Below are 24,889 nucleotides of genomic sequence, written 5' to 3' on the forward strand. Positions count from 1 at the left end.
AATAATAAGCTTAATATTTCGCGCAATATAGATAATTCACACCAGAAAACAGCAGTAGATTTTTGATTTGAATCATTAAATCATTAGAATTCATTTATCAATTTTTAACAAGCCTTATCAAATTCTAATATACCCGCACACACGATGCTTAATATATAATTAATCACAACTCAAATAAAAAATATTTGAGCTAAATAAGTAATAACAATTACTTAATAATTATTAAATAATCTTAAAAATTATAAGGAAACTAAAAATGAATAATAAGATAAAAATCTTATCAGCATTTACCTTAACTTTAATGGGATCTTTAGCTTTTGCTAATTGCAAACTAGAAGATGTACAAAAAGGTTGGACAGGTAAAATAACTTTTAGCTGCGATAAAAATACGAATCTAGAGGAAAATCCTATCTCATTTAAATTGAGCAATGGTGTAGAAGTTGGTAGTATTTGGGGTATCGGCAATGCTAGTATGACTCAGTCAAATGGAGGAGTTATATCGATTACTTCTAAGCAATGGAGTGGTCAGCCAACTATTGTTACAGCGGGTAGTACTGCAAGCTTCAGTTTCTCTCCAAGCGCTCCTGTATTTAATGTTGAAAGCTTTTCAGTTGGTAATGGTGGTAGTGACGACCCTGTTGATCCTACAGATCCAGAGGATCCAGTCGACCCTATTGACCCAGTAGATCCGATTGATCCTCCAAGTGGAGATTATCAGAACTATGTTGCTGGTACAAAATATGAAAGTGGTACTATAGTCTCTGCTGATGGTAAATTATACAAATGTAAAGCTGGTGTCGCTGCTTGGTGTTCGAGCGCTGCTGGGTGGGCTTATGCTCCAGGCTCTGGTACTGCTTGGGAGACTGCTTGGGATTTATACGATCCTAGCAATCCTGATGAGCCAGTTGATCCTACAGATCCTACAGATCCTGATGAGCCAACTTCTGATGAATATGTTACGACTCAAGCTAAACTTGATGCAAAAGAAGCTGAATTAACAAGTGGAACAGTTTTAAGCCAAGTGAAAGAGTCTATTAAGACAAGAGATAATAGTGTGGTTGAAGCTGTAACTGCAGGTAACCCAAATAATCCTGATAATGTTAAAAGAGTTGAAAAAATATTCACTGAAGTAGCTATAAAAGATAATGCCATTGAAACAAAATCTGCTGAAGGTGTATGGAATTATATGTTCCCAGAACGTTCGCCAGAATATACATATGAAAACTTCCTAAAGGCAGTGGCTAAATTCCCAGCATTCTGTGGTACTTACACAGATGGTAGAGATTCAGATGCCATTTGTCGCAAGTCTCTAGCTACTATGTTTGCTCACTTTACTCAAGAAACAGGCGGACATACTAGTTGGTGGGATGTACCAGAATGGCGTCAAGGCTTAGTCCATGTACGTGAAATGGGATGGGATGAAAATATGCGTGGTGGTTATAATGGTGAGTGTAATCCAGATGTATGGCAAGGTCAAACTTGGCCATGTGGCAAGTTTGAAAATGGTGATTTCAAATCTTACTTCGGACGTGGTGCAAAACAGCTAAGTTATAATTATAACTATGGGCCATTCTCACAAGCTATGTTTGGTGATGTAAGAGTGTTACTGGATAATCCTGATATGGTTGCTGATACATGGTTAAATTTAGCATCTGCAGTATTCTTTTTTGTATACCCACAGCCACCAAAGCCATCTATGCTTCATGTTATCGATGGTACTTGGCAACCAAATGCTGCTGATAAAGCAAATAACCTAACACCAGGGTTTGGGGTAACTACACAAATCATCAATGGTGGTGTAGAGTGTGGTGGTAGTGTAGAAGTTGCTCAATCTATGAATCGTATAGACTATTATGGTAACTTTATGAACTATCTTGGCTTAAATATTCCAAGTACTGAAGTTCTTGGTTGTAAAGGTATGAAACAATTTGATGCCAATGGTGCAGGTGCTACACAAATATACTGGGAGAAGGATTCTAGTTGGATAGCAAGCAATCCTAATGGCGAAGCATTTGCTTGTAAATTGGTTGGTTATCAAACACCATACTCAGCATTTACGGAAGGTGACTATACTAAATGTGTTAAAGCTCACTTCCCAAATATTGTTATAGAAGGATAATCTTTTCTTAAATCTCAATCTCCATTGAGATTATCTTCCATTTTTCTTTTAAACTAGGAATATCAATATATTCTTCTATAGTTTTCTCAAATCCTATAGCTTCATAACATTTAATTTACAAGAGTTTTTTAAGATCAATTATTTTTAAAATCACTATCAATAATGGTGGTACCATCATCAATAATCCAAATAAAAATTGATTATTAAGGCTAATACTAGAAACAAGTGACGATGAAATAGTTGTCACAGCTATTTGTATAAATCCAAATATTGCCGATGCTACGCCAATCTCTGTGTGTATATCCTTATAAGCACAAATGTAAGTAGCTGTATACTGAAAGACATTTCCGCAAAAGGCTAAAGCACATAATACAACAATTACCTTAGCATCTAATCCAAAAATAAAATAGGATAAGGCAAGTAATATACCACTTAGCGCAGAAAAAGACCCACAATAAAGTATTACCTTATCCATATCTAGTTTACTAATCTTATTTTTAAAGATTATTAAAAATATTGCTGAAGGTATAATTACTGCTGCTGATAAAAATGAAAACTCTACTGGTGAAAACCCTAACTTTACTTGAAAGAAAAATGGTGAAAGTGTTGCAAATACAAAAACCAACGACAACGCCAAACCGCTACACATTGCATTAAGGACAAAGACTTTATGAGATAATATTTTCTTATATGATTCTAGAAGTTTATAGCTACTTTTTGGTATAGCTTCTAGATGTAAATACTTCACAATCAAAACTGTAATAGCAAGTGCCATTATCGAATGTAAAGCGAAGTTACCACGCCAGCCTATAGTCTCTTGAATAATACCCCCAGTTATTGGTGCTAAAGGTGGAGTTAATGAGACTATACTAGTGATTACAAGGCTAGCTTTTGCAAGAGATTGACTATCTTTAAAAACATCTTTCATAATTGCACGAAAAGACACAAAAGAACTACCCATTCCAATACCCTGTAAAAAGCGAAAAAATAATAACTGCTTTTCACTTTGAGCTAGCATGCACAAAATACTTGCAACACAAAACACCAAATATCCTGCTAGTAATGCTTGCTTACGTCCATACTTATCTGATAAATAACCAAAACCAAGCATTGAACATGTCATACCAAAGAAGTATATCCCAACAGTCAGTTTAATATCTTTAGCAGCTGCGTGAAAATAGTCTGCGATATGTGGTAGCGATGGTGTAAAACTGTCAGTAGCAAATTGTGACATCAAACCAAAAAAGCAAATTATAAGAATAACTGTTTTATCAGATGATATTTTTTTAAAAGGATCATTAGACATATGCTAATCCTAAGTTTTTTTTAAACATTAAATTTTTAAGAGATTATAGACTAAGTATTAGTTTTGGAAATATTTTTTAAATGAATCTTTGTACTTAACTAACTCCTCATAAGTAAGTAAAAACACACCATCCCCACCATCTGCGAAGCTTAACCATGTAAATGGAATATCTGGACATAAGTCCATAAGTGCATACTGACTATTGCCAACCTCAACTATTAATACTCCTTTCTCTGTCATATACTGGTCAGCTTCAAGAATTATTCTTTTTGCTAAGTCTAAACCATCATTTCCAGCTTCTAGAGCAAGTTTAGGTTCATAATGATACTCTTGTGGCATACTATTTAAATCTTCTCTATCAACATACGGAGGATTCGAGACAATCAAATCATATTTTTGACCTTGAAGATTATCAAATAGATCAGACTTAACAGCTTTTACCCTATCACTTAACTGATGTTTCTTGATATTATGATTTGCTACAGCTAAAGCATCATCGGATATATCCACCAAAGTTATATTCGCATCTTCGAAGACATTACTACAAGCAATACCAATACAGCCACTACCAGTACACAAATCTAATACATTAGTGACATCATCAATATCATTAATCCATGGTGAAAACTCATTACGTATAAGCTCAGCTATTGGAGAACGAGGAATAATAACTCGCTCATCAATATCAAACTCCATACCTGCGAACCATGCTTTCTTTAAGATATATGGCAATGGTTTACGCTGACATGTCCTTTGGTATACATACTCTATGATTTTTTGCTTTTCTTCTTTTAAAAGTCTTGCAGCAACCATATTACTATCAATATCATGAGATATATTTATTGCACTAAGTACAAGGTGTACTGCCTCATCCCAAATAGACTCAGAACCATGACCAAAATAAACATTATTTGCGGTCATCTCGGAGATTGTCCAACGGATATAATCTCTAATTGTATGTAGATTATCTATAATATCTTGTTGTTTTTCATTTGAATACATTTATTAACCTTTCTTCCACGTAGTACCAGTTGCACTATCTTCTAATATTATGCCTTGATTTTGAAGCTCATTTCTAATCTCATCAGCTCTAGCATAATTTTTGTCTTTTTTAGCTTGAGCACGTTCTGCTATGAGCTTCTCAATTTCACTAACATCAATACCGTCACCCTGTTTGAAATACTCTTCTATATCCGTAAATAGAATACCTAAAACATCACAAAGCTTACGTAACAAAAACGCATAACCACTAGCTTTATATTTATTTACTGTCTTAAGAGTATTTATTTCTTTAGCTAGGCTAAACAAAACAGCTAAAGCTTCTGGAGTATTAAAATCATTATCCATAGCTTTGATAAACTTCTCTTCATACTCATTAGCATCATCTGGTAGATTTACCTCAACTGGCTCTATATCTCGAAGAGCATTAAATAATCTCTCTACCGATGCTCTAGCGTTATCTAGATTTTCTTTTGAATAATTAATCTCACTTCTATATACAGTAGATGCCAAGAAATATCTTATAACCTCAGGATGATATTCTTCTATCACTTCATTGATTGTAAAGAAGTTATTTAAAGATTTTGACATTTTTTCAGCATTAACTTTGACCATACCTGAATGTAACCAGTAATTAGCAAAAGTACATTCATTACAAGCTTCTGATTGTGCTATTTCATTCTCATGATGAGGGAATCTTAAATCAGAACCACCCGCATGGATATCAAAAGTATCCCCTAATAGTTTCTTAGACATTGCAGAACACTCAATATGCCAACCTGGACGACCAGCTCCCCACGGTGAATCCCAAGCAGGCTCACCCTCTTTTGCCATTTTCCAAAGTACAAAATCCATAGGATTTTCTTTTTCTTCAACAACATCAACTCTCGAACCCTGCTCAAGTGCTTCAAGGTTTTGTTTACTTAATTTACCATAATCAGCAAACTTAGCAACTCGATAAAACACATCTCCATTAGTACCTTGATAGGCGAATCCTTTCTCAACAAGAGTTTCAATCATAGCTATCATTTCAGGGATAGTTTGTGTTGCTCTTGGCTCTTTTGTCGGTCGTAGGATATTTAACTTATCAAAAGCATCGTGCATTGATTTGATAGTTCTCTCAACTAGCTGATCTGTTGTTTCACCATTTTCATTAGCTCTTTTGATAATCTTGTCATCAATATCTGTAATATTACGTACAAAAGTAACATCAAAACCACGATATTTAAAATATCTATTGATAACATCAAAGGCTATATTTGTACGAGCATGTCCAATGTGACAATCATCATAAACCGTAATACCACAAACATACATCTTGATTTTGTTAGGTTCAATTGGCTTAAATTCTTCTTTTTTACCAGATAAAGAGTTATAAAAAATCATAAACTAAAAGTCCATCTCTAGAATCTTATAATATAAGTTATCAGTATAACTAAATTTTAATATTTTTGGAAAAAATCTTAATAACTGAAGTTCTTATAAACTATATTCAAATATGGTGAAACATTATTAAGCTCAGCCATTGTATCACAACCACCACTATATGCTCCACATCCACTATCAAGATAAACCCTAGAAGAAGTATTACAATTGCCATTGATAGTACAAGTAAAACCATCTGGCATTGCATAAATCCTACCACTACTATCTCTAGCAATTTGATAATTTGCTCCATATATAGCCACTCTGCTTATCAGTGCTGAATTTGAGATATTTTCAACATATATATTACTATTAGTGATAATAAATAATGCTCCATATTTAGCTATAATTTTTTGAATAGTTTGTCCAGAGAAACTATTATTTGGTAACACTAGTGATGGTGCTCCCACTCCATAATTATAGAGATATTTATATCTAGTATTACCACTGTAATAAAATATATAGAATTGTGTTGCATTTTTCTTGATAATAACTGGCTTATTGGTAACATTAGCTGTTAAAATTGATTTAGTTGAACCTACTCCATCACCCAGTGTATAAGGAGCATCATAATTAAAATCTATAATATTAGTACCTTGAAAAATTAATGGTACTGCACCAAATAGTGTAAATAAACTATCCGGAACGACTGTAAAAACCTCTTTATCATTAAAATTGGTTGAGCCGGTGACAAAGCTATCTGTTAGTGTAGCCACATAAGTTTTAGTAATTGAGACATATATTGTCCGATAGACATCTATATTGTAACTACCACTTCTAAGAAATTTCTCCAAAATCATTAACTTCGGTACATCTTCTACATTATCAAAGTACCATGTCACATTAACAATATCACCACCATCAAACTCTTCTAATCCAGAGACCTCTTTCCAGTTTGATAAAGATACTTCCGCTGTTGATGGATTATTCTTGATATCATTGAGAGTAGCTGAAGAAGTATAAACCCTATCCAAATCATACACAGCTAAATACAGAGTCCATTGACCACCCTCAAGACCCCAACCTATACTAAAATGATAATAACTCAAAGCCAAAACATCAGGGAAAGTCATAGTAAGAGTATTGCCATATATGTTGATAGTAAAACTGCGTGAACCATTATCCAAACAAGGTCCCCTATAATCACCATGATCATGGTGAGCATCCCAAGAGTTCTCTGATACAACTATTCTATTTCCACCGTCCTCTGGCTTATGACATAAAATATACTTTATATTACCATTGCCTTGCTCAACAATATAATCAGACTCTGAGCCAGTACCATCATATCCATCTATTATTGGCTTTCGTAAATACCCAATATAACCACCTTCAACGGGAGCTGCATTTTGACTTCCAATTTTATAATTATATTCTGCTTGACTCATAGCTTCAGCATTAACATATGGTAGATTTAGAGGAATAACTGATCTGTCATACTGAGTCATAACAGAAGAACCTGGCAATATATTATAGATAAACTCTCTTACATACCTATTAATTTCTCCCTCAAAAAATCGATGAGTATATTTATAACTAAGTAGATACGGCTCTGATTCGTATAAACCAGCATTACTATCTTCATACAAAAATTTCATACCTGAAGAGTCAATAGTTGTCTGAAATTTATAACTATCTATTGTTTCTTCTTTATCTTGTGAAGTATCTAAATTACCTATAATACTACCAAAATATCCTTCATCTACACCTATATTTTGCTTTTGATCAAGCATAGTACTAACCGCTAAAGAATCCATCCTGTAGTTATACGCAAGTGCTGATACTACTACTAGTATTACGAAGGCAAATATTAAAGATGCTAATAGTGCAGAGCCTTTAATTTTTTTTGTCATTTTAATAACCTATAAGTTAATAATCTTACGAAATGTTTGCCCATCTAAATCAAAAGATACCTTAAGTGATAGATAATTAGAGGCACTGACATCTATATCAGTAGAAACACTATTCCATGTTACATTACCACTACTAACTGTTGCTAATTCAACTATTAGATTATCAACGCCTCTTACAAGTTCATGAGATACACCATTAGAATTACTATCTTTGATAAAAGCATATAACGAATAGATGCTTTGGCCATTATCATCTATCACACCACTATCTCTAACATACAAAACTTGTAAAGAATATTTACCAACATAGTCTCCAGGATAATAATCACCGCCCTGAGGGGCTCTTGAGAGATCAACAATACTACTTCCACTATTAATACTAGTCGCTTTCACAAGATTAATATGCTTTTTATTACACAGAAACAAATAATCTCCAGCAGATATATCTTCTACTGAAGTAGTATGTAATTCTGAACTAGAAGAATTTATTTGTGTAAGATAAGCACGACTTTCTTCTTTCTTGATCATTATGTAGTCTGTACCACTTTTAAAGCACTCTCCTGAGCATCCATTTTCTAAAGCCCCTGATAGATGATCAGAAGTTGGTAGTGGCAACTGGCCTACTTGAATCATTGCTGAACTATAAAAAAAGTTATCAAGAGAGTCGGAAGTACTATCATAATATGTTTGATTTAAACTACCGAAGTTACAAGCAAAACCAACATCTTTGATAAAATCATATAAAAAGTTCTTAACAAGTAATTCCTTTGCTTCTGTAGTTGTTTTATCCTTATACTCTGTGTAGCTATGCTTAACTCCCATATATGTGTTAATCAATGCAGAAAGTACAATTACTGCAATCACCGTAGCAACTAATAGTTCTGTTAAAGTAAAGCCTTTTTTATTTCTTTTGTTCAAAAATGCTAGCATCTCTATCCTCTACTATAAAACACACCAAGAAGGAAGCAAATCAGAATCAAAACCAAAAGCAGTACAGTGCCATAAAATAGCAGGGGTAATATCAGCATTAGTAAATGGTGCTACAGTTATATAAGCTCCAGAACCAAGTGGCGCATCGGCTAATGGAACTGTTGTCACAATCTGAGTGGTACCTAGATTCAATAGCACTGCTGTACTTGATGACCACTTACTCGTACTATCGGACAAGTATTGATTCCTCGCTATCTCTATATCCGCTAATACTGCTGGATCATCAATTACACTTGCATTTTTCTCAATATATATCTCATTTGCACGACGCATATAGGGGCCAAGCTCACGATCAATAATCTCAGCAACTGTTGTAGGTACATAAGCTCTCTTGATAATTTGTAATGAAAAGCTAGAGTTCGTTCCCACAAACTCACGTATACCACTACCACTATCAACTCTACTAAAAGTCAAATCTCCTAATGAACTATCATCAAAACTTCCAGTTAGCATATAGTTATCTACTCTAGACTCTAGCTCATTTGCTAACTCAACTTTTTTCTCAGTCAAAACTGCATTTGATAATATATTTCCAATAGCATAGAAAGCCGCCATAAGAACAAATATACCTAATATTGAAGCTATTAATACCTCAATAAAAGTAAATCCTTTAGGATTTTTAACACTTATGTTCTTTTTACATCGTCTCAAAATATATAATCACATCAAATAAGCAGTTATTAGTAAATAGTATTTTAACATAAAAATATTTATTTAGCTCCAAACCATCTTAATCCTAATCTTAAATTAATTCTTGATGAATAATTCCAAAACTTAAATAACCTGAAATATCTTTAGCCAGCTTATCCATTTGCAAACCATCTTGATTTAAAAGACTTATTTTATCATCACAATCCGCTTTTATAGTACATCCCAAACCGTCTTTAACAGCAAAAAGCTCTCTTGATGTAGTTCTATAAAATTGAAGATTATTACCACTACTTTTTTGAATTTTGTATGAGTTTTTTACAACCCCTCCCCAAAGAATCTTATATTCTAGATTAGTATCTTTTTTGGCAGTTATTGTTATCTTTATTGGTTTATCTTTATATGCAGTATAGTCTAAATCAACAAATAATGTTTTCTTAGAAAGATTCAAACTAACTCTCTTGATATTCTCAGCAATAGTATCAATACTATATTTAACATCTGCATCAGAAACATCTATAGACTTGATATCAACATTATCACCAATTAAATAAAAAATCGCTTTATTATCATCTAATGATATATCTGTATCACAACTAAAGTCTATAAATCCTTTATAACCACTCTGACTATCAATAAGTTGACAATTAATAGCATACACTAAATTAGAAACCAAAATAAAAATAGATATCAATAAGACAGATTTTAGTTTTAACATATTATTTATCTATATTTGAACCGTTTCAATTCGTTGATTATTAAAATTTTCTATATATATTTTGCTATCAGTAACTATGAATTTTAAACCGTATTTAACTATTATATTCTGGATCTTTTGTTTAGGATATACTACTGGATTTGATATGCTTATGAGCTTTGTATTAGTAGTATATAAGTACTGATAATAATGATCTCCTTCATAGACTAAAATATAGTTGCTATACTGATTCTTTCTAACAATTATTGGAGCATTTTCTACAACTCTATCTAAGTTCACTTGTTTTTTACTAGTATCAAAAGAGTTGCCTAAACCATATACTACAAGTTTATTTCCGATAAAAAGATATAAAAAGCTTTTTGCGAGAGTTCTTGTTGGATCTAATACTTGCACATAAATATTATTATCACTAATCTCCACTCTAGTATCTATGATATCTTTTATTGAAATGATATACCTGCTGTTAGATTGATCATACTCAACATCTTGGACAATTACATTTATATTGCCTGCATTATCTTTGCGCGTAGACAAAATTACTAGACTTGGCATTGACTCATTTGACTGATAATACCAATCTAATGTTACTATATCTTTTGGTGTATCGGTCATTTTGATTGGTGTTGATAAATCTAAGATTGCTTTAGGTAAATTATTTATTAGATTACTAAGCTTAGTTTTGAATATATACAAATGTTGTTTATCATATATTGCTAATAACATTTGCCAACTACCCTTACTAAGTTGCCAACCAATCTTTAAGCTATAGTTTTCAGAAAGATCTAAGTTTTTTAGACTTATTATTTGAACATTTTTGTTCACTGATATTAATAGCCAGTCATATTCTTTCTTAATAAAACCTATATAACCTCGCTCTGTATCACTAATTTGCTCACTTGAATTAAGCCTATAGAACTTCTGTAAACTATTCATTCTGGCAACGTCAATATACGGAACATTGATCGGCACTAATGATGAATCATAATTAATCATTGAGTGATACGGTAATTTTTTATACAAAATCTCCTTGTTTAACATTAATTCATCTCTATAGAAAAGTTTATGTTTTATATCCACACTTATAGCCGCAGGTTGTGAATCATAGAGGTTTATCGTGACATTTCTATTAGAAAATATAGGTTGACTATCTTGTAATGTATTTTCTATATGGTAGCTCCCAAAGCTAGTATCCCCTATAGCAATAACACCTTTTTGAGATATTTCTTGGATATATTGTTGCTCTACTGTCGATGCTATCTCTTGTGATTGCAAACTTTTTATACTTAATAAATTATATCTAACAAGATAGGTAAGACTTGATACAGTAACTAATACCACAAAAGCAAATATCATCGCAGGCATCAATGATGATCCTGTTTTTTTTGTAAAACTTACTAAGCCAAAATAACTCATATTAGCACTACTTTATCATAATATTGATTGTTGGATTGAAACGATATTTTTAGAGCTTTTGCATCTATTTGATCAATATTAGTATCTTGTAATATTTCTTTCCAACTAAGTTTATCTTTATCTAGTATTGCATAAGCCAACTTAAGATTAGAAACACCCTCCACAAGGGGATATGTAACTGCATTGTTATCACCACTTTTAACAAACATATATAAAGAGTAAGTATATTTACCCGGATTCTTTAGATTAGCTACCGCAGCTGTATAAAAGATTTGGATATTTATCTTACCTACATAATCACCTTTATTAAATTCGTTAGTTGGTGCTGAAACCAGCTTAATCGTTTTTGTAGTATTATCAGTTTTTAGTACTTTTACAATATCAATATAATCATTATTACATAGTGCCAAATAATCCCCTTTTTGCCACTGCTGAAAATCTTGTAAATATAAGCTTAAATTTAATGGTTTTTGAGTAAGCTCGCTAGATGAGCTGTCTGTTTTAATCATTAAGTAATTTGTATTTGGTTGATACAAAAATCTTTGTTTAGTATACAGAGACTGTTGAAGAAATCCTTCAATCGACGATATCTTTCCCACTCTAACTGATGAAGTATCATACAAAAATTTAAACTCTTGAGGATTTTCTCCAGTTCGATTTACGTAGGTCTGATGATTATCTCCATATTTACATGATAGTCCAGCATTGATGATAGCATCTGATAATACTTTCTGAGCGGAAATGATTTTTATATTTTGCTCGGTATTAAGCTTGGCTTTGTTGTAACTTTTTTTGATAGAAATATATATATTAACAGCCATTGTAATTACAATAATCGAAATAGTAATACCAACCATAAGCTCAACTAATGTAAAACCCCAAGTAATTCGGTTTCTATAAGTTTGAGCCATATTTGATAATTTCCTTAGCAACACATATATTAAAATCTTTATTTTTAGCGACAAACTTAGTCATTTTAGAATCACTAACTCTTTTCTGAGAGAAATAATCATCGCCAATAGCTTTTGTATTAAATTTACCTGTTAAAATATAAACAGCTATTTTTTTATCTAACTGCTGTATTAGCTGTGTTTTCTTTTCTGCTATTACTGAAGTCGTTATTGATGAGTTTATTATCAAGAATGATGATGATAAAACAAACAAAATCAATCCTGATGAGATTATACTCTCGACCAGAGATACTCCTTTTTGTTTATTCGCCTTATAAAGCTTATACTTAAACATTCAATCATTTTGTTAAGAAAATTTCTGCCATATACTAACATAGCTATTTTTTTAAGTCACTTTTTCAGAGATTTAATTTTAAATATCCTATTTAAGTTCTAAAATAACTTCTTCTAAAGAACCGTTTTCAAAACGATATGGTCGAACGATGAACATTTGTTGCTCCCAAATATCATCTACAGATGGATAGTGCCCGAATAAATTAGTTAATAAGTCAATAACTGTATCTACCAGATATTCAGATAGGTCAACATCTGCTAATCTTTCTATTGCGTACACAGGTGCGTTAGCTTTTATCAAAAACTTATTATTTGCCAAGGTTATCCATGGCTCTTTAACAAGATGGAACTCATCTGAAATTCTACCAATCATTATTGTTAACAAATTATCTAATGTAATAAAGCCTATAAGCTTGTTCTTTTTGTAAACTAATGCAAAGTGTGGTTTACCTTGTTGAAATTTACGTAAAACATCAATCAACTGATCATGATGAGATACTTTCAATATTGGTCTAAGATTCTCTTGTTGTAAGTCATTATCTAAAGCACAAAGAATATCTTTTGTATGAATAACTCCAATAATATTATTTTTATTGCCTTGATAAACAGGATATCTTGTGTACAAGTTTTCTTTAACTACTTCAAGCTTTTCTCTATTTGATAGACTATAATTAATCACAACCATCTCTTCGATAGGTCTCATAGCGTCAATTGCTTGTAAATGCGAAAACTCAACCATCCTAAGTAATATATCCCTATGCTCTTCTGTAAGTGGCTTCTTAAGATGACTACTCTTTAGGATAATTTTGACTTCATCTGTAGTATAACCATATTCAGCCTCTGCTACCGTATCTAACTTAAACAACTTTAGAAGCTTATTCGCTGTAATATTTAGTACCCATATAAAAGGAAACATTAACCAGTAAAATGCATACAATGGTATACACGTCAATAAGGATAGTTTTTCTGTTTGTCTAATAGCCATCGATTTAGGCATAAGCTCACCAATCACTATATGCAAAAATGATATAATCGCGAACCCAGTTGCAAAAGCAATAATTTTTGAGAGACTTCCTGTCACTCCAAAAAACATAAAAACAGGTTCCAAAAGCTCAGAAAAAGCAGGCTCACCAATCCAACCCAAACCTAATGAAGCTAGTGTGATACCAAATTGACAAGCTGAAAGATAAATATCAATATTAGTATGAACTTTATAGAGTATCTTACCTTTTAACCCTTTTTTCTTACTTAAAATCTCAACCTGAGAGCTTCTTATTTTAACTAGTGAAAATTCAGCGATAACAAAAAAAGCATTAAGTAAAACAAAGCCAAAAGCAACAATTAGATAGACAACATTATCGTATTCAATCATTAATATTTCTCTAGTATTTCGCTCTACCTAATACTAGCACACATAAAATAGTATTCAAAAAAAGTAATATGCTCGGCAGCATACATAACATATACAAATAAAAGTCAGTTTGAGAATAAAGTGTAAAAATAGAATAAATAGCTATAGTCAAACCAACCAAAGAAAAGCTTAACTTACCAATATTATCATATATAACTTGCGCCCAACCTTCGACTTTATCAAAGACCTTACTTGTTGGTTTCCAGCCCTGAGGCTTATTTAGATAATAATTTATTTCTGCTTTTATACCACACCAAAATACAAATGAAGACAACATAAACATCGCAATATAAATTTGAGAAACTTTACTTATAAAACTACCTTTTATATCACCGTATAAATAATACCAAACACTTAGTATAAGCAATGGAATAAGTGTCACATTTACTATCGACACAAAAGCTATATTATTTCTTGGGAAAATAACCAATAATAGTGCAAATATTGGAAAACCTGAAGCTACAACCTTAAATAGTAAATATAACATATCAAGCTTCACTCTAAAATTTAGATTAGATGAGCTTATAATATTTGACATATATTTATGCATTACTTGCATACCACCAAAAGACCATCTTAACCACATTTTCTCAAACTCTTTGAGAGATGTAGGAACCCACTCTCCTGTTTTAAGAAAAATAGGCTTACTATTAAATCCTGCTTCATAACACCTAAATCCAGCCGCAATATCTTCTGTAACCATAACTTGAGATTTATAATATTCTTCCCATTTAGATGTTGCTTGTAACGCTTGTTTACTCCAAATACCATTGTGCCCTTGATAATTACAATAGCCATATTTACCTACAAACTCATTAAAATAGCGAATTGTATTTTGGAAAATACTAGCGACCTTAGTAACTAAATTAGTACTATAGTTAGTACTTTCTATCAAGAAACTAACAAAACCAAGTCTATTATCTTTTTTAAACTCTGGTAACCCTACTTTTAATGCACTTTGAGGTAAAGTCGAATCAGCATCCAAAAACAATACATAATCAAAATTAATATGTTGCATTGCAATATCAAGATTGCGTGGTTTAAAACCCTCTGTACCATTTCTATGGATAAACTTACAACTTATACCATCTTGCATATTATGCTTGTTAACATAACCTTGCCAATTCAAGAAGTCTGAATGATCTAAATCACTGTTATCAACTATTATTATCTCGATTTTATCAGCAGGATAATCAAGTTGATATGCCGAATCAAAAGTTAATTTACAAACATCAAAAGGTTCATTACGTGTGGTTATAACGACAGAGCACCCTAGTTCTTCATCAGTTTCCTCAAACTTTTTATTTTTACCGAAAAGACTATCAATGAAACAATGAATGCTCAAAATAATTCTATAACCAAGTAAAAAGAAAGTAGGTAACAATATACACAATATCAACATTGATACAAATGGATGAGAGTTATAATCAACACTCAATATCGCGCATGTAGTAAATACAACAAACACAAAACTTAACAATACATATATTATCGTTATAAGATTTAACTTGCGAGACTTAGATGTCACGAATAGATAGACAACAAAACAACACAAAAAAGATAGTAGCGCTATACTTGCAAGAGTCTCACCAACTTGTGAAAGACCATAAAGAACTAGTAAAGCTGCTATAAGAGATAACAGTTTTTTCATAAAAAATCATAGAATCCAAATGATGAGAATTTTACTCCAAAAAAGTACCACTAACAATAAGTAATTATAATGATTGTTTATATTTTTGATATTCTAACTGCACAGATTCTTCTGGCTTCGAGGTTAATAAACTAAATACCACTATACATATACTACTCAAAGCGAATCCTGGAACCATAGCATAAACCTTAAACCAGCCACCTAAATGACCAAATAGTGGCCAAACTAAAACTGTCAATGAACCCACAAGGATTCCGGCAATAGCACCATTTTTATTCATCCTAGACCAAAATAATGAAAATATCACTACTGAACCAAATGAACTACCAAGACCCGCCCAAGCAAAACCTACCAAATTCAAAATACTCGTCTCAGGATTATATGACAAGATAATTGCAAATATTGCCACTAATAATACTATCAAACGACTTACATTCAAAAGCTCTCTATGAGAGGCATTCTTTCTGATAAACTTAGCATATACATCTACCGAAAAAGCACTAGATAATGATAGCAATTGTGCAGATGATGTACTCATCACCGCTGATAGTACAGCTGCTAATAGTACACCCTCCATCCAAGGGTTAAAAAACACTGATGATAATTTCAAAAATACAGATTCTGGATTAGCTAAACTATCACTATAGTATGCAGCACCAAGTATACCTACACAAGCGGCTCCTATTAATGCCAATATCATCCATGTCATACAAATCCACATAGCTTGCGAAGTCTTGTTCGGATCTTTTATTGCCATAAATCGCACAATAATATGAGGCTGACCAAAGTATCCTAATCCCCACGCAAGTAATGACACTATAGTGATCAAAGGAACTCCAGAGGTTACATCAAAGAAACCATCCACTTTTATATTTGATAACGCAGCTGAAATATCTGTACTGCCTAAATTGAAATAAACAACTGCTGGTACAATCAACAAAGCTAAAAGCATCAAAGTTCCTTGAAAGAAATCTATCCATGATATTGCTAAAAAACCACCCACACATGTATAGACAAATATAATCGTCGCTGTTAGTAATAAAGCCTCATGATAGGAGATACCAAACATTGAGCTAAACAACACTCCTCCAGAAACAAATCCCGCTCCTGTATAAATAGTGAAGAAAATAACAACTACTACTGCTGTCAATGATCTTATTGTACCTTTATTATCATGAAATCTATTTTCAAAATATGCTGGGATTGTTATGGAGTCCTTAGCAATTTCCGTATAAATACGTAACCTTCTAGCGATAACACCCCAGTTAACAAAAGCTCCTAAGGATAAACCTAATGGCAACCATATTTGGTTAAAACCAGAAACCATAAAAGCCCCTGGTAGAGCTAACAGTAACCATGATCCCATATCTGAAGCGCCGGCACCTAATGCTGCTATTGGCGCACTTAAGGATCGACCTCCTAACATATAATCCGAAACTTTTTTCGTTTGAAAATACGAATATATTCCGATGCTAAATACAATTAGAATATATATTACAAATGTAACCCAAAGTATGCTATTTTGACTCATTACCTAATGACTATTTTAAAAACACATTCTATAAACTTAACATTTTCAAATGCTATTTGAAAGTTTTACAACAGAAGTTTAAATTAGAGATTCTCTTGACAAAGTATTTTAAAATACTAATTTAATAATATTTACTAGCAAGTTAAATAAAAGAAAATTAAAATATTCAGATGATTATTAAGACATGAATTTTTCGACACCATCTTTAAAATCAAAGCTATGCTCTGCGGTAATATGTCTAACAGTCTTGGTTGTTGAACGCATAACTACACTATGAGTAACAGCATATGAGCCTCTACGAGTACTGTTAACTCTCTTAACACCTCTAAGCATATTACCATCTGTAACACCTGTAGCTGCAAAAACAATATCTCCAGATGCTAAATCATCAATATCATATTTTTTATTAAGATCTGTTATACCTAACCTATGAGCTCTTTGGACTTCTTCATCACTATGAAACTCTAATCTAGCCTGCATTTGACCGCCAAGGCACTTAAGAGCAGCTGCAGAAAGAACTCCTTCAGGAGCTCCTCCGGTACCTATAAAAACATCTATACCGGAGCCTTCTGTAGCTGTAGAGATAACTCCAGATACATCACCATCATCAATAAGAACAACTCTAGCACCACATTCACGTGCTTCTTTAATGATGTGTGCATGACGAGGTCTATCCATAGTACAAACAACTAGTGCAGACATGTGTACACCCTTAAACTCAGCTATTCTTCTTAAATTTTCTGTAACAGAATCATCCAAATCGACAATACCTTTAGGAGCACCAATACCTCCAACTGCAATTTTTTGCATATATACATCAGGTGCATTTAAGAATCCACCTTTATCAGCTACTGCTAAAACTGTAAGAGCATTTGGACCACCCTTAGATGTTATAGTCGTACCTTCTAACGGATCTAAAGCTATATCAACCTCACACCCACCAGAGCCGACCTTTTCACCGATATATAACATCGGCGCTTCATCTAACTCACCTTCACCAATAACAACAGTACCATCGATTGCCACTTCATTTAGTGCTTTTCTCATTGCATCAACTGCTGCTTGGTCTGCAGCAATTTTATCACCTCTACCCATCTGACTCCATGATGCTAGAGCTGCTAGCTCAGTAACTCTTACTGCCTCTAGTGCCACATTTCTATTCATTTGCTTTGATCCTTTTTGTTTTATAGTTTATCTACAATTGGTATAAGAAATTTTTCTATTTCATCTTTTAACTGTATAAGCTTACCATGAAAAAAATGCCCAACCTCGTTCATTTTAACCAATGTCAACTCAGATTTAACTGTTTTAAGAGTAAAATCAAAAACAGAATTAGGGTTTACAGTATCATCATCTATACCTTGGATGACTAACCATGGAAGATTCTTAGGCTCATCAAATTTAGTCAAATCAAATCTATCAACTGCTGGTGCTATAGTTATTAAACCCACAACATTATCCATCTTATTTAAACTCATATATGCTATGGCTCCACCAAATGAAAATCCACACAATATGATTTTTTTAAAGTGAGTATTTTCCCTAATCCAATCACAGACAGAAATCAGATCCTCTAACTCACCAGCCCCATCTCCGTACTCTCCTTGACTATCCCCAACTCCTCTATAGTTAAATCTATACGACTCAATATTAAGTGTTTTCATAGCTCTAGAGATAGTAGTTACAACCTTATTGTGCATACTACCTTGATATAGTGGATGAGGGTGGCATACTACAGCCACGACTTCTTGACTAGCATCTTTGACTTTATCATAGGCTGCTTCAATCCGGCCAGCCTTACCTTGAATAAAAAAAGTGTTCATAATAACTAAAACTATGACTCTCTTGAAAGATCACAATCCTCTAATTTTATCAGTTTCGTTTTTTTAATAAACTTATATGCAAAATATAGTATCACAAATGCAAAGAAACCTACATAAGTTGATAGAAACTCAATTATAACACTCGACCAACTTCTACCTTCCATTGTCAGCATAGTTACACCTTGCCCAACTATAACAACAGAAACCAAAATTAATGCGATAATAGGTGCCCAAGGAAAAAACTTAGCGACAAAAGGCAAATCACTTAGACTCTTTCCTTGCTTGATATATGCTCTTCTAAAACGATAATGACTCAGAGCAATTGTAAACCATGCTATAAATCCAGCCAAACTTGATACATTAACTAACCATGTAAAGATCTGTCCGCTACCAACAAATGACACAAAGAAAAATGAACTACCAATTAAAGCTGTAATTAAAAGAGCAATCATTGGCGTGCCTTTTGAATTAGTAGTAGCAAAAAATTGTGGTGCTTGCTTAATTCTACCTAAATGCCATAAAACTCTAGTTGCACTGTACATACTAGCATTACATGCCGATATTATCGCAGTAAGAATAATCACATTCATAATAGTAGCTGCTGAGCTTAAGCCAACGCTCTCAAAAACAATCGTAAACGGACTAACCGAAATATCATCTCCAGCACTAGACTGTATCAAAGAAGGATTATTATATGGAATCAAGAAACTAATTATCACTACTGCTAATATATAAAATATAAACAAACGCCAAAAAGTTTGTTTAATAGCCTTAGGAATAGATGTATCAGGATCTTTAGCTTCACCAGCTGTCACACCTATAAGTTCACTCCCTTGAAATGAAAATCCCGCAATCATAAATACAGAGATAAATCCCCACCAGCCATTATGAAATGGTGCATCGCCTATACGCCAATTTTCAAAACCTACACTGCCATGATTTCCAACCATACCAAGAATCGATAAGAAACCGACAATAATAAATATAATAACTGTTGAAACTTTGATAAATGATAACCAATATTCAACCTCACCGTACACTTTCACTGAGAATATATTCAAAGCAAATACCAGTACAAAGAAAAATGCACTCCATAATAATATAGAGCTTCCTGGAAACCAGTACTGCATAATTATCGCAGCCGCAATTACTTCTGTTGCTACAGTTATCGCCCAGTTAAACCAATAACTCCAACCTGTACTGAAACCCAAAGCAGGATCAACATAACGAGTTGCATATTCACAAAATGTTCCACTAACAGGACTATGAGCAGCCATCTCACCAAGACTAGCCATCAAAAAATAAACCATTACAGCAATTATAATATATGCTAAAACCGTACCACCAGGTCCTGCATCTGCTATGGCTCCACCAAGTGCTACAAATAAGCCTGTACCTATACAGCCACCTAAGGCTATCATTGACATATGTCGAGTATGTAATCCACGTTTGAGCTTTTGTGACATCTACTATTTCTCTCCCCAAAGGCATTGTTAAAAATTCGAAGAATCAAAAGTAAAAACTTGCTCTTCACTATTACGGTTGGTATCTAAGGAGTTTTAAGATTTTTTAAAAGCGATGAAATCAATAGAATATTAGAGACGTATTTGTCTACGTTCTAAATATTCCAAATCTTAGCCATAAAAATAAAACCTAAATCCATAATGCTACTCCAACCAATATCTTCAATTTTCAATTATGTATGTTTATGACCTATAAATCAATGTTATTTTTGCCGATACATAACCGCATAAACGATCCATGTGCATATATAGACAAATATGCCACAGAACACCACATCACTAAAGAAATGCCCTCCTTGAGCTATTCTCATCAACCCTAAGCCACCTCCAGCAAATATTGCAGCGGCAAACACTATAGCTTTTTTTCTACGTGTAGCTACTAATGGCATAAAGGCAAATATCCAAAAGCCCATTGAAGCATCTCCACATACAAAAGAGCAGTTTTTATCACATTGTGATGATATTACAAATGGTGGCTGAAATACTTTATCGCCATTAAACTCTTGTACCATAACAGGTCTAGGCCTACCCCAATGATCTTTGAATACATAATTAACAACCAAACCAGGACCGACCCAGAGACACACAGCTACAAAAAATATCGCTTTCCTATACTTAATCTTGAATTTATCAATAAAAAGTGAACCTAATAGGAACAAAATAACAGCTATAGAGAAAAATATCGGAAAAAACCTTGCAAACCAATGCAAAAAGCCTAAAAAACCATCATATCCACCAATAAATTGGTGCACAGATAAGTTATAGAAATGACTCGCTATTTGTATATCAAGATGTGGAAATATTAGAAAAAATATCCACGCAAAAAAACAAACTATAAATCCTAAAATAATATGAAATCTAGCCAAATCTTGCCCCTTTAAACCTTAAGCTCAATAAATTAGTAGTATAGTCTAACATTTTTAGAGTTTTTTTTGTTAGAATTATGAATTGGTTTTTATCATTAAATTTTAAACATTTTATAAAACTATGGCTGACAACAATATAAATAAAACAAATCATGCGATAGGTAGACTAAAGATAACTCTTATAGTTATATTGACTGCCATAATAATTTATCTTTTCATAGCACTATTTAGCTTTAATATAAATGATCCAGGCTGGAGCAGTATATCTTCTGAGACTACAATCAAAAACTACGCTGGTCCAGTTGGAGCATACATATCCAGTTTTATACTCGCAATTTTTGGAATTATTGGCTTCATTCTGCCTTTTCTACTTATCGATTTTGTCAGAATCCTACTTCTAAAAAGAAAACAAGAAAGCCTAAGCTACTTGATGTTTACAATCAAAACAATTGGTATTATTACTTTTATACTTTCTTGCTGTGGATTATCTGAGCTTTACCTAAACTTTTTTAATTACTGGGTACCTCAGCGCTCTGGAGGAATATTAGGATATGAAACCGCAAAATTTATTATAAAATACTTAGGCACAGTAGGTGGCTCTTTCACACTACTGATAACATTGTCTATCGGCTTAATACTATATTCAGGCACTACATGGATATATATTTTCAAAAATATAATAATGTTTTTAGGTCGAGCTCTAAACTACTTAACAAAAGCTAGACCTAAAGATGATAAAGATATTCCAGACATAAATGGTTTTGATGCTTTTGAGGGACAAACGACTACAACAAAGAATCTTGAAAAAAACAACTCTCAAGAAGCCTCTATTAGCTTAAGAAAAGATGAAAACTCTAAAAAGGATGATATCTTCCGTGATGTTTTAGAAAGTACTAAAGTTGATAATGAACTATCATTTAAAGATCCTAAAAAAGAATCCAGCACAGATATACATGAAGAAACTATCTCGGAACTTGATATTGATTTTGATGACAACGAGGATAGCAATCTGTTTGATTCAGAGTCGACTTCACCACAAATGACCAAGGAAGATTTAAGAGCAATCACCCAAACTCAACCTATTATTAAACCTTTAAAAAAAGCAAATTTACCATCATTAGATCTATTAACTGAACCTGAACCTAAGCAAACTGTTATTTCTCAAACACAACTTAATGAAACATCATCTTTACTTGAACAAACACTAAATGACTTTAATATAAATGCTAAGGTTGTTGCTGCTTATCCTGGTCCTGTAATTACCAGATACGAGATAGATTTAGCAAGAGGTACAAAAGTTAGCAAACTTACCAATATTGCTCAAGACTTAGCTAGAGCCTTATCAACTACAGCTGTTAGAGTTGTAGAAGTAATCCCTGGTAAGCCTTATGTAGGTTTAGAATTACCAAATCCAACTAGACAAATGGTACGCATCAAGGAAGTACTTGCCTCACCTGAATTTATAAAATCAAAAGCCCCTACCCTAATGGGGATAGGTGTTGATATATCCGGTAAGCCAACATTTGCTGAGCTTGCTAAAATGCCTCATTTACTAGTAGCTGGTACAACCGGATCAGGTAAATCTGTTGGTGTAAATGCGATGATTCTTAGCATGCTATACAAGTGTAGTCCTGATGAGCTTAAGTTTATTATGATTGATCCTAAGATGCTTGAGCTTTCTATCTATGATGGCATACCTCACCTACTAACACCAGTTGTTACAGATATGACAGAAGCTGCTAACTCTTTGCGTTGGTGTGTTAAAGAGATGGAGCGTCGCTATGCGCTAATGTCTGCTGCTGGAGTTAGAAATATCGCATTACTCAATGACAAAATTGAGCAGGCAGAAAAAGCTGGCAGACCTCTCAAAGACACAATGTTTATCAAAATGAATCCAGAAAGAGCTCACGAGGCTCCAACTCTTACAAAAATGCCATACATTGTAGTTGTTGCAGATGAGTTTGCCGATATGATTATGGTTGTCGGTAAAAAAGTTGAGGAACTAATTGCAAGACTTGCTCAAAAAGCTCGTGCTGCGGGGATTCATATCATTCTAGCAACTCAAAGACCTTCTGTTGATGTTGTGACAGGACTAATCAAAGCAAATATTCCAACAAGAATGTCATTCCAGGTATCTTCAAGAATTGACTCTAGAACAATCCTTGACCAGCAAGGTGCTGAGCAACTTCTTGGACAAGGCGATATGCTCTATTTAAAGCCCGGCTTTGGAGCTCCTATGCGTATTCATGGTGCCTTTGTTGATGATAATGAAGTACATAGAGTAGTAGAGTCATGGAAGGAGTATGGCGAGCCTGACTATGTACAAGATATTTTAGAAGCCTCTGAGGATGCTGATAATGGCAGTGGGGGCTCTGGTAGTAGTGGAGATAGTGAAGACCCTTTATACAACGAAGCTGTTGAAATTGTTATCAAAACACAAAAGGCATCTATATCGGCAGTCCAGCGCAAATTAAAGATAGGCTATAACCGCTCTGCAAGATTGATGGAAGAAATGGAAGAAAACGGTATTGTTTCTGAAATGAACCAAAACGGCATGCGTGAAGTTTTAATTAAAAGAGACTCTTAAATGAAAAAAATAGTTTTACTCGTTACTCTTGTATTTAGCATCAACTATAGTTTTGCTAATGCTAGTGATGATCTTATAAATAAAATCAAAAACATTCACTCAATGAGCGCAAGCTTTGATCAAAAACTCATTAATGGTGGAAGAGCTAGTGATAATATTAGCTCAAAAGGCTATATGAGTTTAAAAAAGCCTAAGTTCTTTAGATGGATAACTACTTCTCCTAATAATCAAGAAATCATCTCAAATGGATCAAAGCTTTGGATCTATGATGGCGACTTAGAACAAGTCATCATAAAAAAAGTATCTAACAATATCGCACAGTTCCCTTATCTTATTTTGCTTTCTAAAAACACTGACAATATAAATAAACTATTTACTGTTAGAGAACTAGATAAGAACACATACCTACTAAAACCAAAAAATGATCAAATGATTGATAGTATACAAATTAAATTCTCTGATAATGAAAACCTTGAATACCTAGCTATATCTACTTCTTTAAATCAATTTACTAAAATCTCTTTCTCAGATCTAAAAACCGATATTGACATAGATAATACTAAATTTGATTTTGACATTCCTAAAGATACTGATGTAATTGATGAAACTAAAGATTGATAGTTTTATTTTATATACTTCTTAAATATCACTCCGAAAAAAAGATAGTAGTAAATAGCTAATAATACTGGTAAGGAAGTAATCCACACAAAAGATAGTATCTGAGCTAAACTATGCACCCTGATAACATCTAAAAATTTAAAAAATATTGTCGAATTTTGCAC

General features: G+C 33.1%; 20 protein-coding genes and 1 pseudogene. 3 read left to right on the forward strand and 18 right to left on the reverse strand.

The genetic code is table 11. The annotated features are described in order from the left end of the window. Positions 1 to 256: 256 nt before the first annotated feature. Complete coding sequence (locus FTPG_RS01000) at positions 257 to 2,119, forward strand: chitinase (protein ID WP_035722075.1); 1,863 nt, start codon at positions 257 to 259, stop codon at positions 2,117 to 2,119. 7 nt (positions 2,120 to 2,126) lie between these two features. Here the strand turns inward: FTPG_RS01000 and FTPG_RS09620 are convergent. From FTPG_RS09620 to lpxF, 18 genes and pseudogenes are all read right to left on the reverse strand, one after another. Further along, positions 2,127 to 2,234 (reverse strand): annotated as a pseudogene (locus tag FTPG_RS09620) (GNAT family N-acetyltransferase); the annotation flags it as partial. Next, complete coding sequence (locus tag FTPG_RS01005) at positions 2,235 to 3,425, reverse strand: MFS transporter (protein ID WP_004286545.1); 1,191 nt, start codon at positions 3,423 to 3,425, stop codon at positions 2,235 to 2,237. 57 nt (positions 3,426 to 3,482) lie between these two features. Continuing rightward, entirely contained in the window at positions 3,483 to 4,427 is a 945-nt protein-coding gene (prmB, locus tag FTPG_RS01010; protein WP_004286546.1) for a 50S ribosomal protein L3 N(5)-glutamine methyltransferase, read from the reverse strand. Between the two features lie 3 nt (positions 4,428 to 4,430). Beyond that, positions 4,431 to 5,810, reverse strand: a complete 1,380-nt coding sequence (cysS, locus tag FTPG_RS01015; protein ID WP_004286547.1) for a cysteine--tRNA ligase — start codon at positions 5,808 to 5,810, stop codon at positions 4,431 to 4,433. 77 nt (positions 5,811 to 5,887) lie between these two features. Next, positions 5,888 to 7,702, reverse strand: a complete 1,815-nt coding sequence (locus tag FTPG_RS01020; protein WP_004286548.1) for a hypothetical protein — start codon at positions 7,700 to 7,702, stop codon at positions 5,888 to 5,890. A 9-nt stretch (positions 7,703 to 7,711) separates the two neighbouring features. Further along, positions 7,712 to 8,632 (reverse strand): PilW family protein, encoded by a 921-nt coding sequence (locus tag FTPG_RS01025; RefSeq protein WP_004286549.1) that lies wholly within the window; start codon positions 8,630 to 8,632, stop codon positions 7,712 to 7,714. A gap of 12 nt (positions 8,633 to 8,644) precedes the next feature. Next, a complete protein-coding gene (locus FTPG_RS09840; RefSeq protein WP_004286550.1) occupies positions 8,645 to 9,343 on the reverse strand; it encodes a type II secretion system protein in 699 nt (232 codons plus the stop codon). 91 nt (positions 9,344 to 9,434) lie between these two features. After that, positions 9,435 to 10,058 carry a hypothetical protein gene (locus FTPG_RS01040; RefSeq protein WP_004286551.1) on the reverse strand — a complete coding sequence of 208 codons (624 nt, stop codon included), beginning with the start codon at positions 10,056 to 10,058 and terminating at the stop codon, positions 9,435 to 9,437. A gap of 9 nt (positions 10,059 to 10,067) precedes the next feature. Continuing rightward, positions 10,068 to 11,471 carry a hypothetical protein gene (locus FTPG_RS01045; RefSeq protein ID WP_004286552.1) on the reverse strand — a complete coding sequence of 468 codons (1,404 nt, stop codon included), beginning with the start codon at positions 11,469 to 11,471 and terminating at the stop codon, positions 10,068 to 10,070. Beyond that, a complete protein-coding gene (locus tag FTPG_RS01050) occupies positions 11,468 to 12,382 on the reverse strand; it encodes a PilW family protein (protein ID WP_004286553.1) in 915 nt (304 codons plus the stop codon). The genes FTPG_RS01045 and FTPG_RS01050 overlap by 4 nt, the downstream gene beginning before the upstream one ends. Next, positions 12,366 to 12,716, reverse strand: a complete 351-nt coding sequence (locus tag FTPG_RS01055; protein WP_004286554.1) for a hypothetical protein — start codon at positions 12,714 to 12,716, stop codon at positions 12,366 to 12,368. Before FTPG_RS01055 ends, FTPG_RS01050 begins: the two co-directional genes overlap by 17 nt. Positions 12,717 to 12,803: 87 nt before the next feature. Next, complete coding sequence (locus FTPG_RS01060; protein WP_004286555.1) at positions 12,804 to 14,087, reverse strand: hemolysin family protein; 1,284 nt, start codon at positions 14,085 to 14,087, stop codon at positions 12,804 to 12,806. A gap of 10 nt (positions 14,088 to 14,097) precedes the next feature. Further along, a complete protein-coding gene (locus FTPG_RS01065; RefSeq protein ID WP_004286556.1) occupies positions 14,098 to 15,777 on the reverse strand; it encodes a glycosyltransferase family 2 protein in 1,680 nt (559 codons plus the stop codon). Positions 15,778 to 15,841: 64 nt separating this feature from the next. Continuing rightward, entirely contained in the window at positions 15,842 to 17,308 is a 1,467-nt protein-coding gene (gene putP, locus FTPG_RS01070; RefSeq protein WP_004286557.1) for a sodium/proline symporter PutP, read from the reverse strand. 177 nt (positions 17,309 to 17,485) lie between these two features. Next, entirely contained in the window at positions 17,486 to 18,472 is a 987-nt protein-coding gene (gene glpX, locus FTPG_RS01075; RefSeq protein ID WP_004286558.1) for a class II fructose-bisphosphatase, read from the reverse strand. Between the two features lie 20 nt (positions 18,473 to 18,492). Then, the gene (locus FTPG_RS01080) at positions 18,493 to 19,131 is read right to left on the reverse strand and encodes an alpha/beta hydrolase (RefSeq protein WP_004286559.1); all 639 of its coding nucleotides are present in this window, start codon (positions 19,129 to 19,131) and stop codon (positions 18,493 to 18,495) included. An 11-nt stretch (positions 19,132 to 19,142) separates the two neighbouring features. Then, positions 19,143 to 20,597, reverse strand: a complete 1,455-nt coding sequence (locus FTPG_RS01085; RefSeq protein ID WP_004286560.1) for an amino acid permease — start codon at positions 20,595 to 20,597, stop codon at positions 19,143 to 19,145. Positions 20,598 to 20,857: 260 nt separating this feature from the next. Next, on the reverse strand, positions 20,858 to 21,520 hold the full coding sequence (lpxF, locus tag FTPG_RS01090) for a lipid A 4'-phosphatase LpxF (protein WP_004286561.1): 663 nt from the start codon (positions 21,518 to 21,520) through the stop codon (positions 20,858 to 20,860). A gap of 121 nt (positions 21,521 to 21,641) precedes the next feature. On the opposite strand from lpxF, the gene FTPG_RS01095 reads away from it, so the two are divergent. Further along, positions 21,642 to 24,107 carry a DNA translocase FtsK gene (locus tag FTPG_RS01095; protein WP_004286562.1) on the forward strand — a complete coding sequence of 822 codons (2,466 nt, stop codon included), beginning with the start codon at positions 21,642 to 21,644 and terminating at the stop codon, positions 24,105 to 24,107. After that, on the forward strand, positions 24,108 to 24,725 hold the full coding sequence (gene lolA, locus FTPG_RS01100) for an outer membrane lipoprotein periplasmic chaperone LolA (RefSeq protein WP_004286563.1): 618 nt from the start codon (positions 24,108 to 24,110) through the stop codon (positions 24,723 to 24,725). It begins immediately after the preceding gene. Positions 24,726 to 24,889 lie beyond the last annotated feature (164 nt).

This window comes from Francisella philomiragia subsp. philomiragia ATCC 25015 (genome assembly GCF_000156715.1).
In the GTDB taxonomy this organism is placed as follows: Bacteria; Pseudomonadota; Gammaproteobacteria; order Francisellales; family Francisellaceae; genus Francisella; species Francisella philomiragia.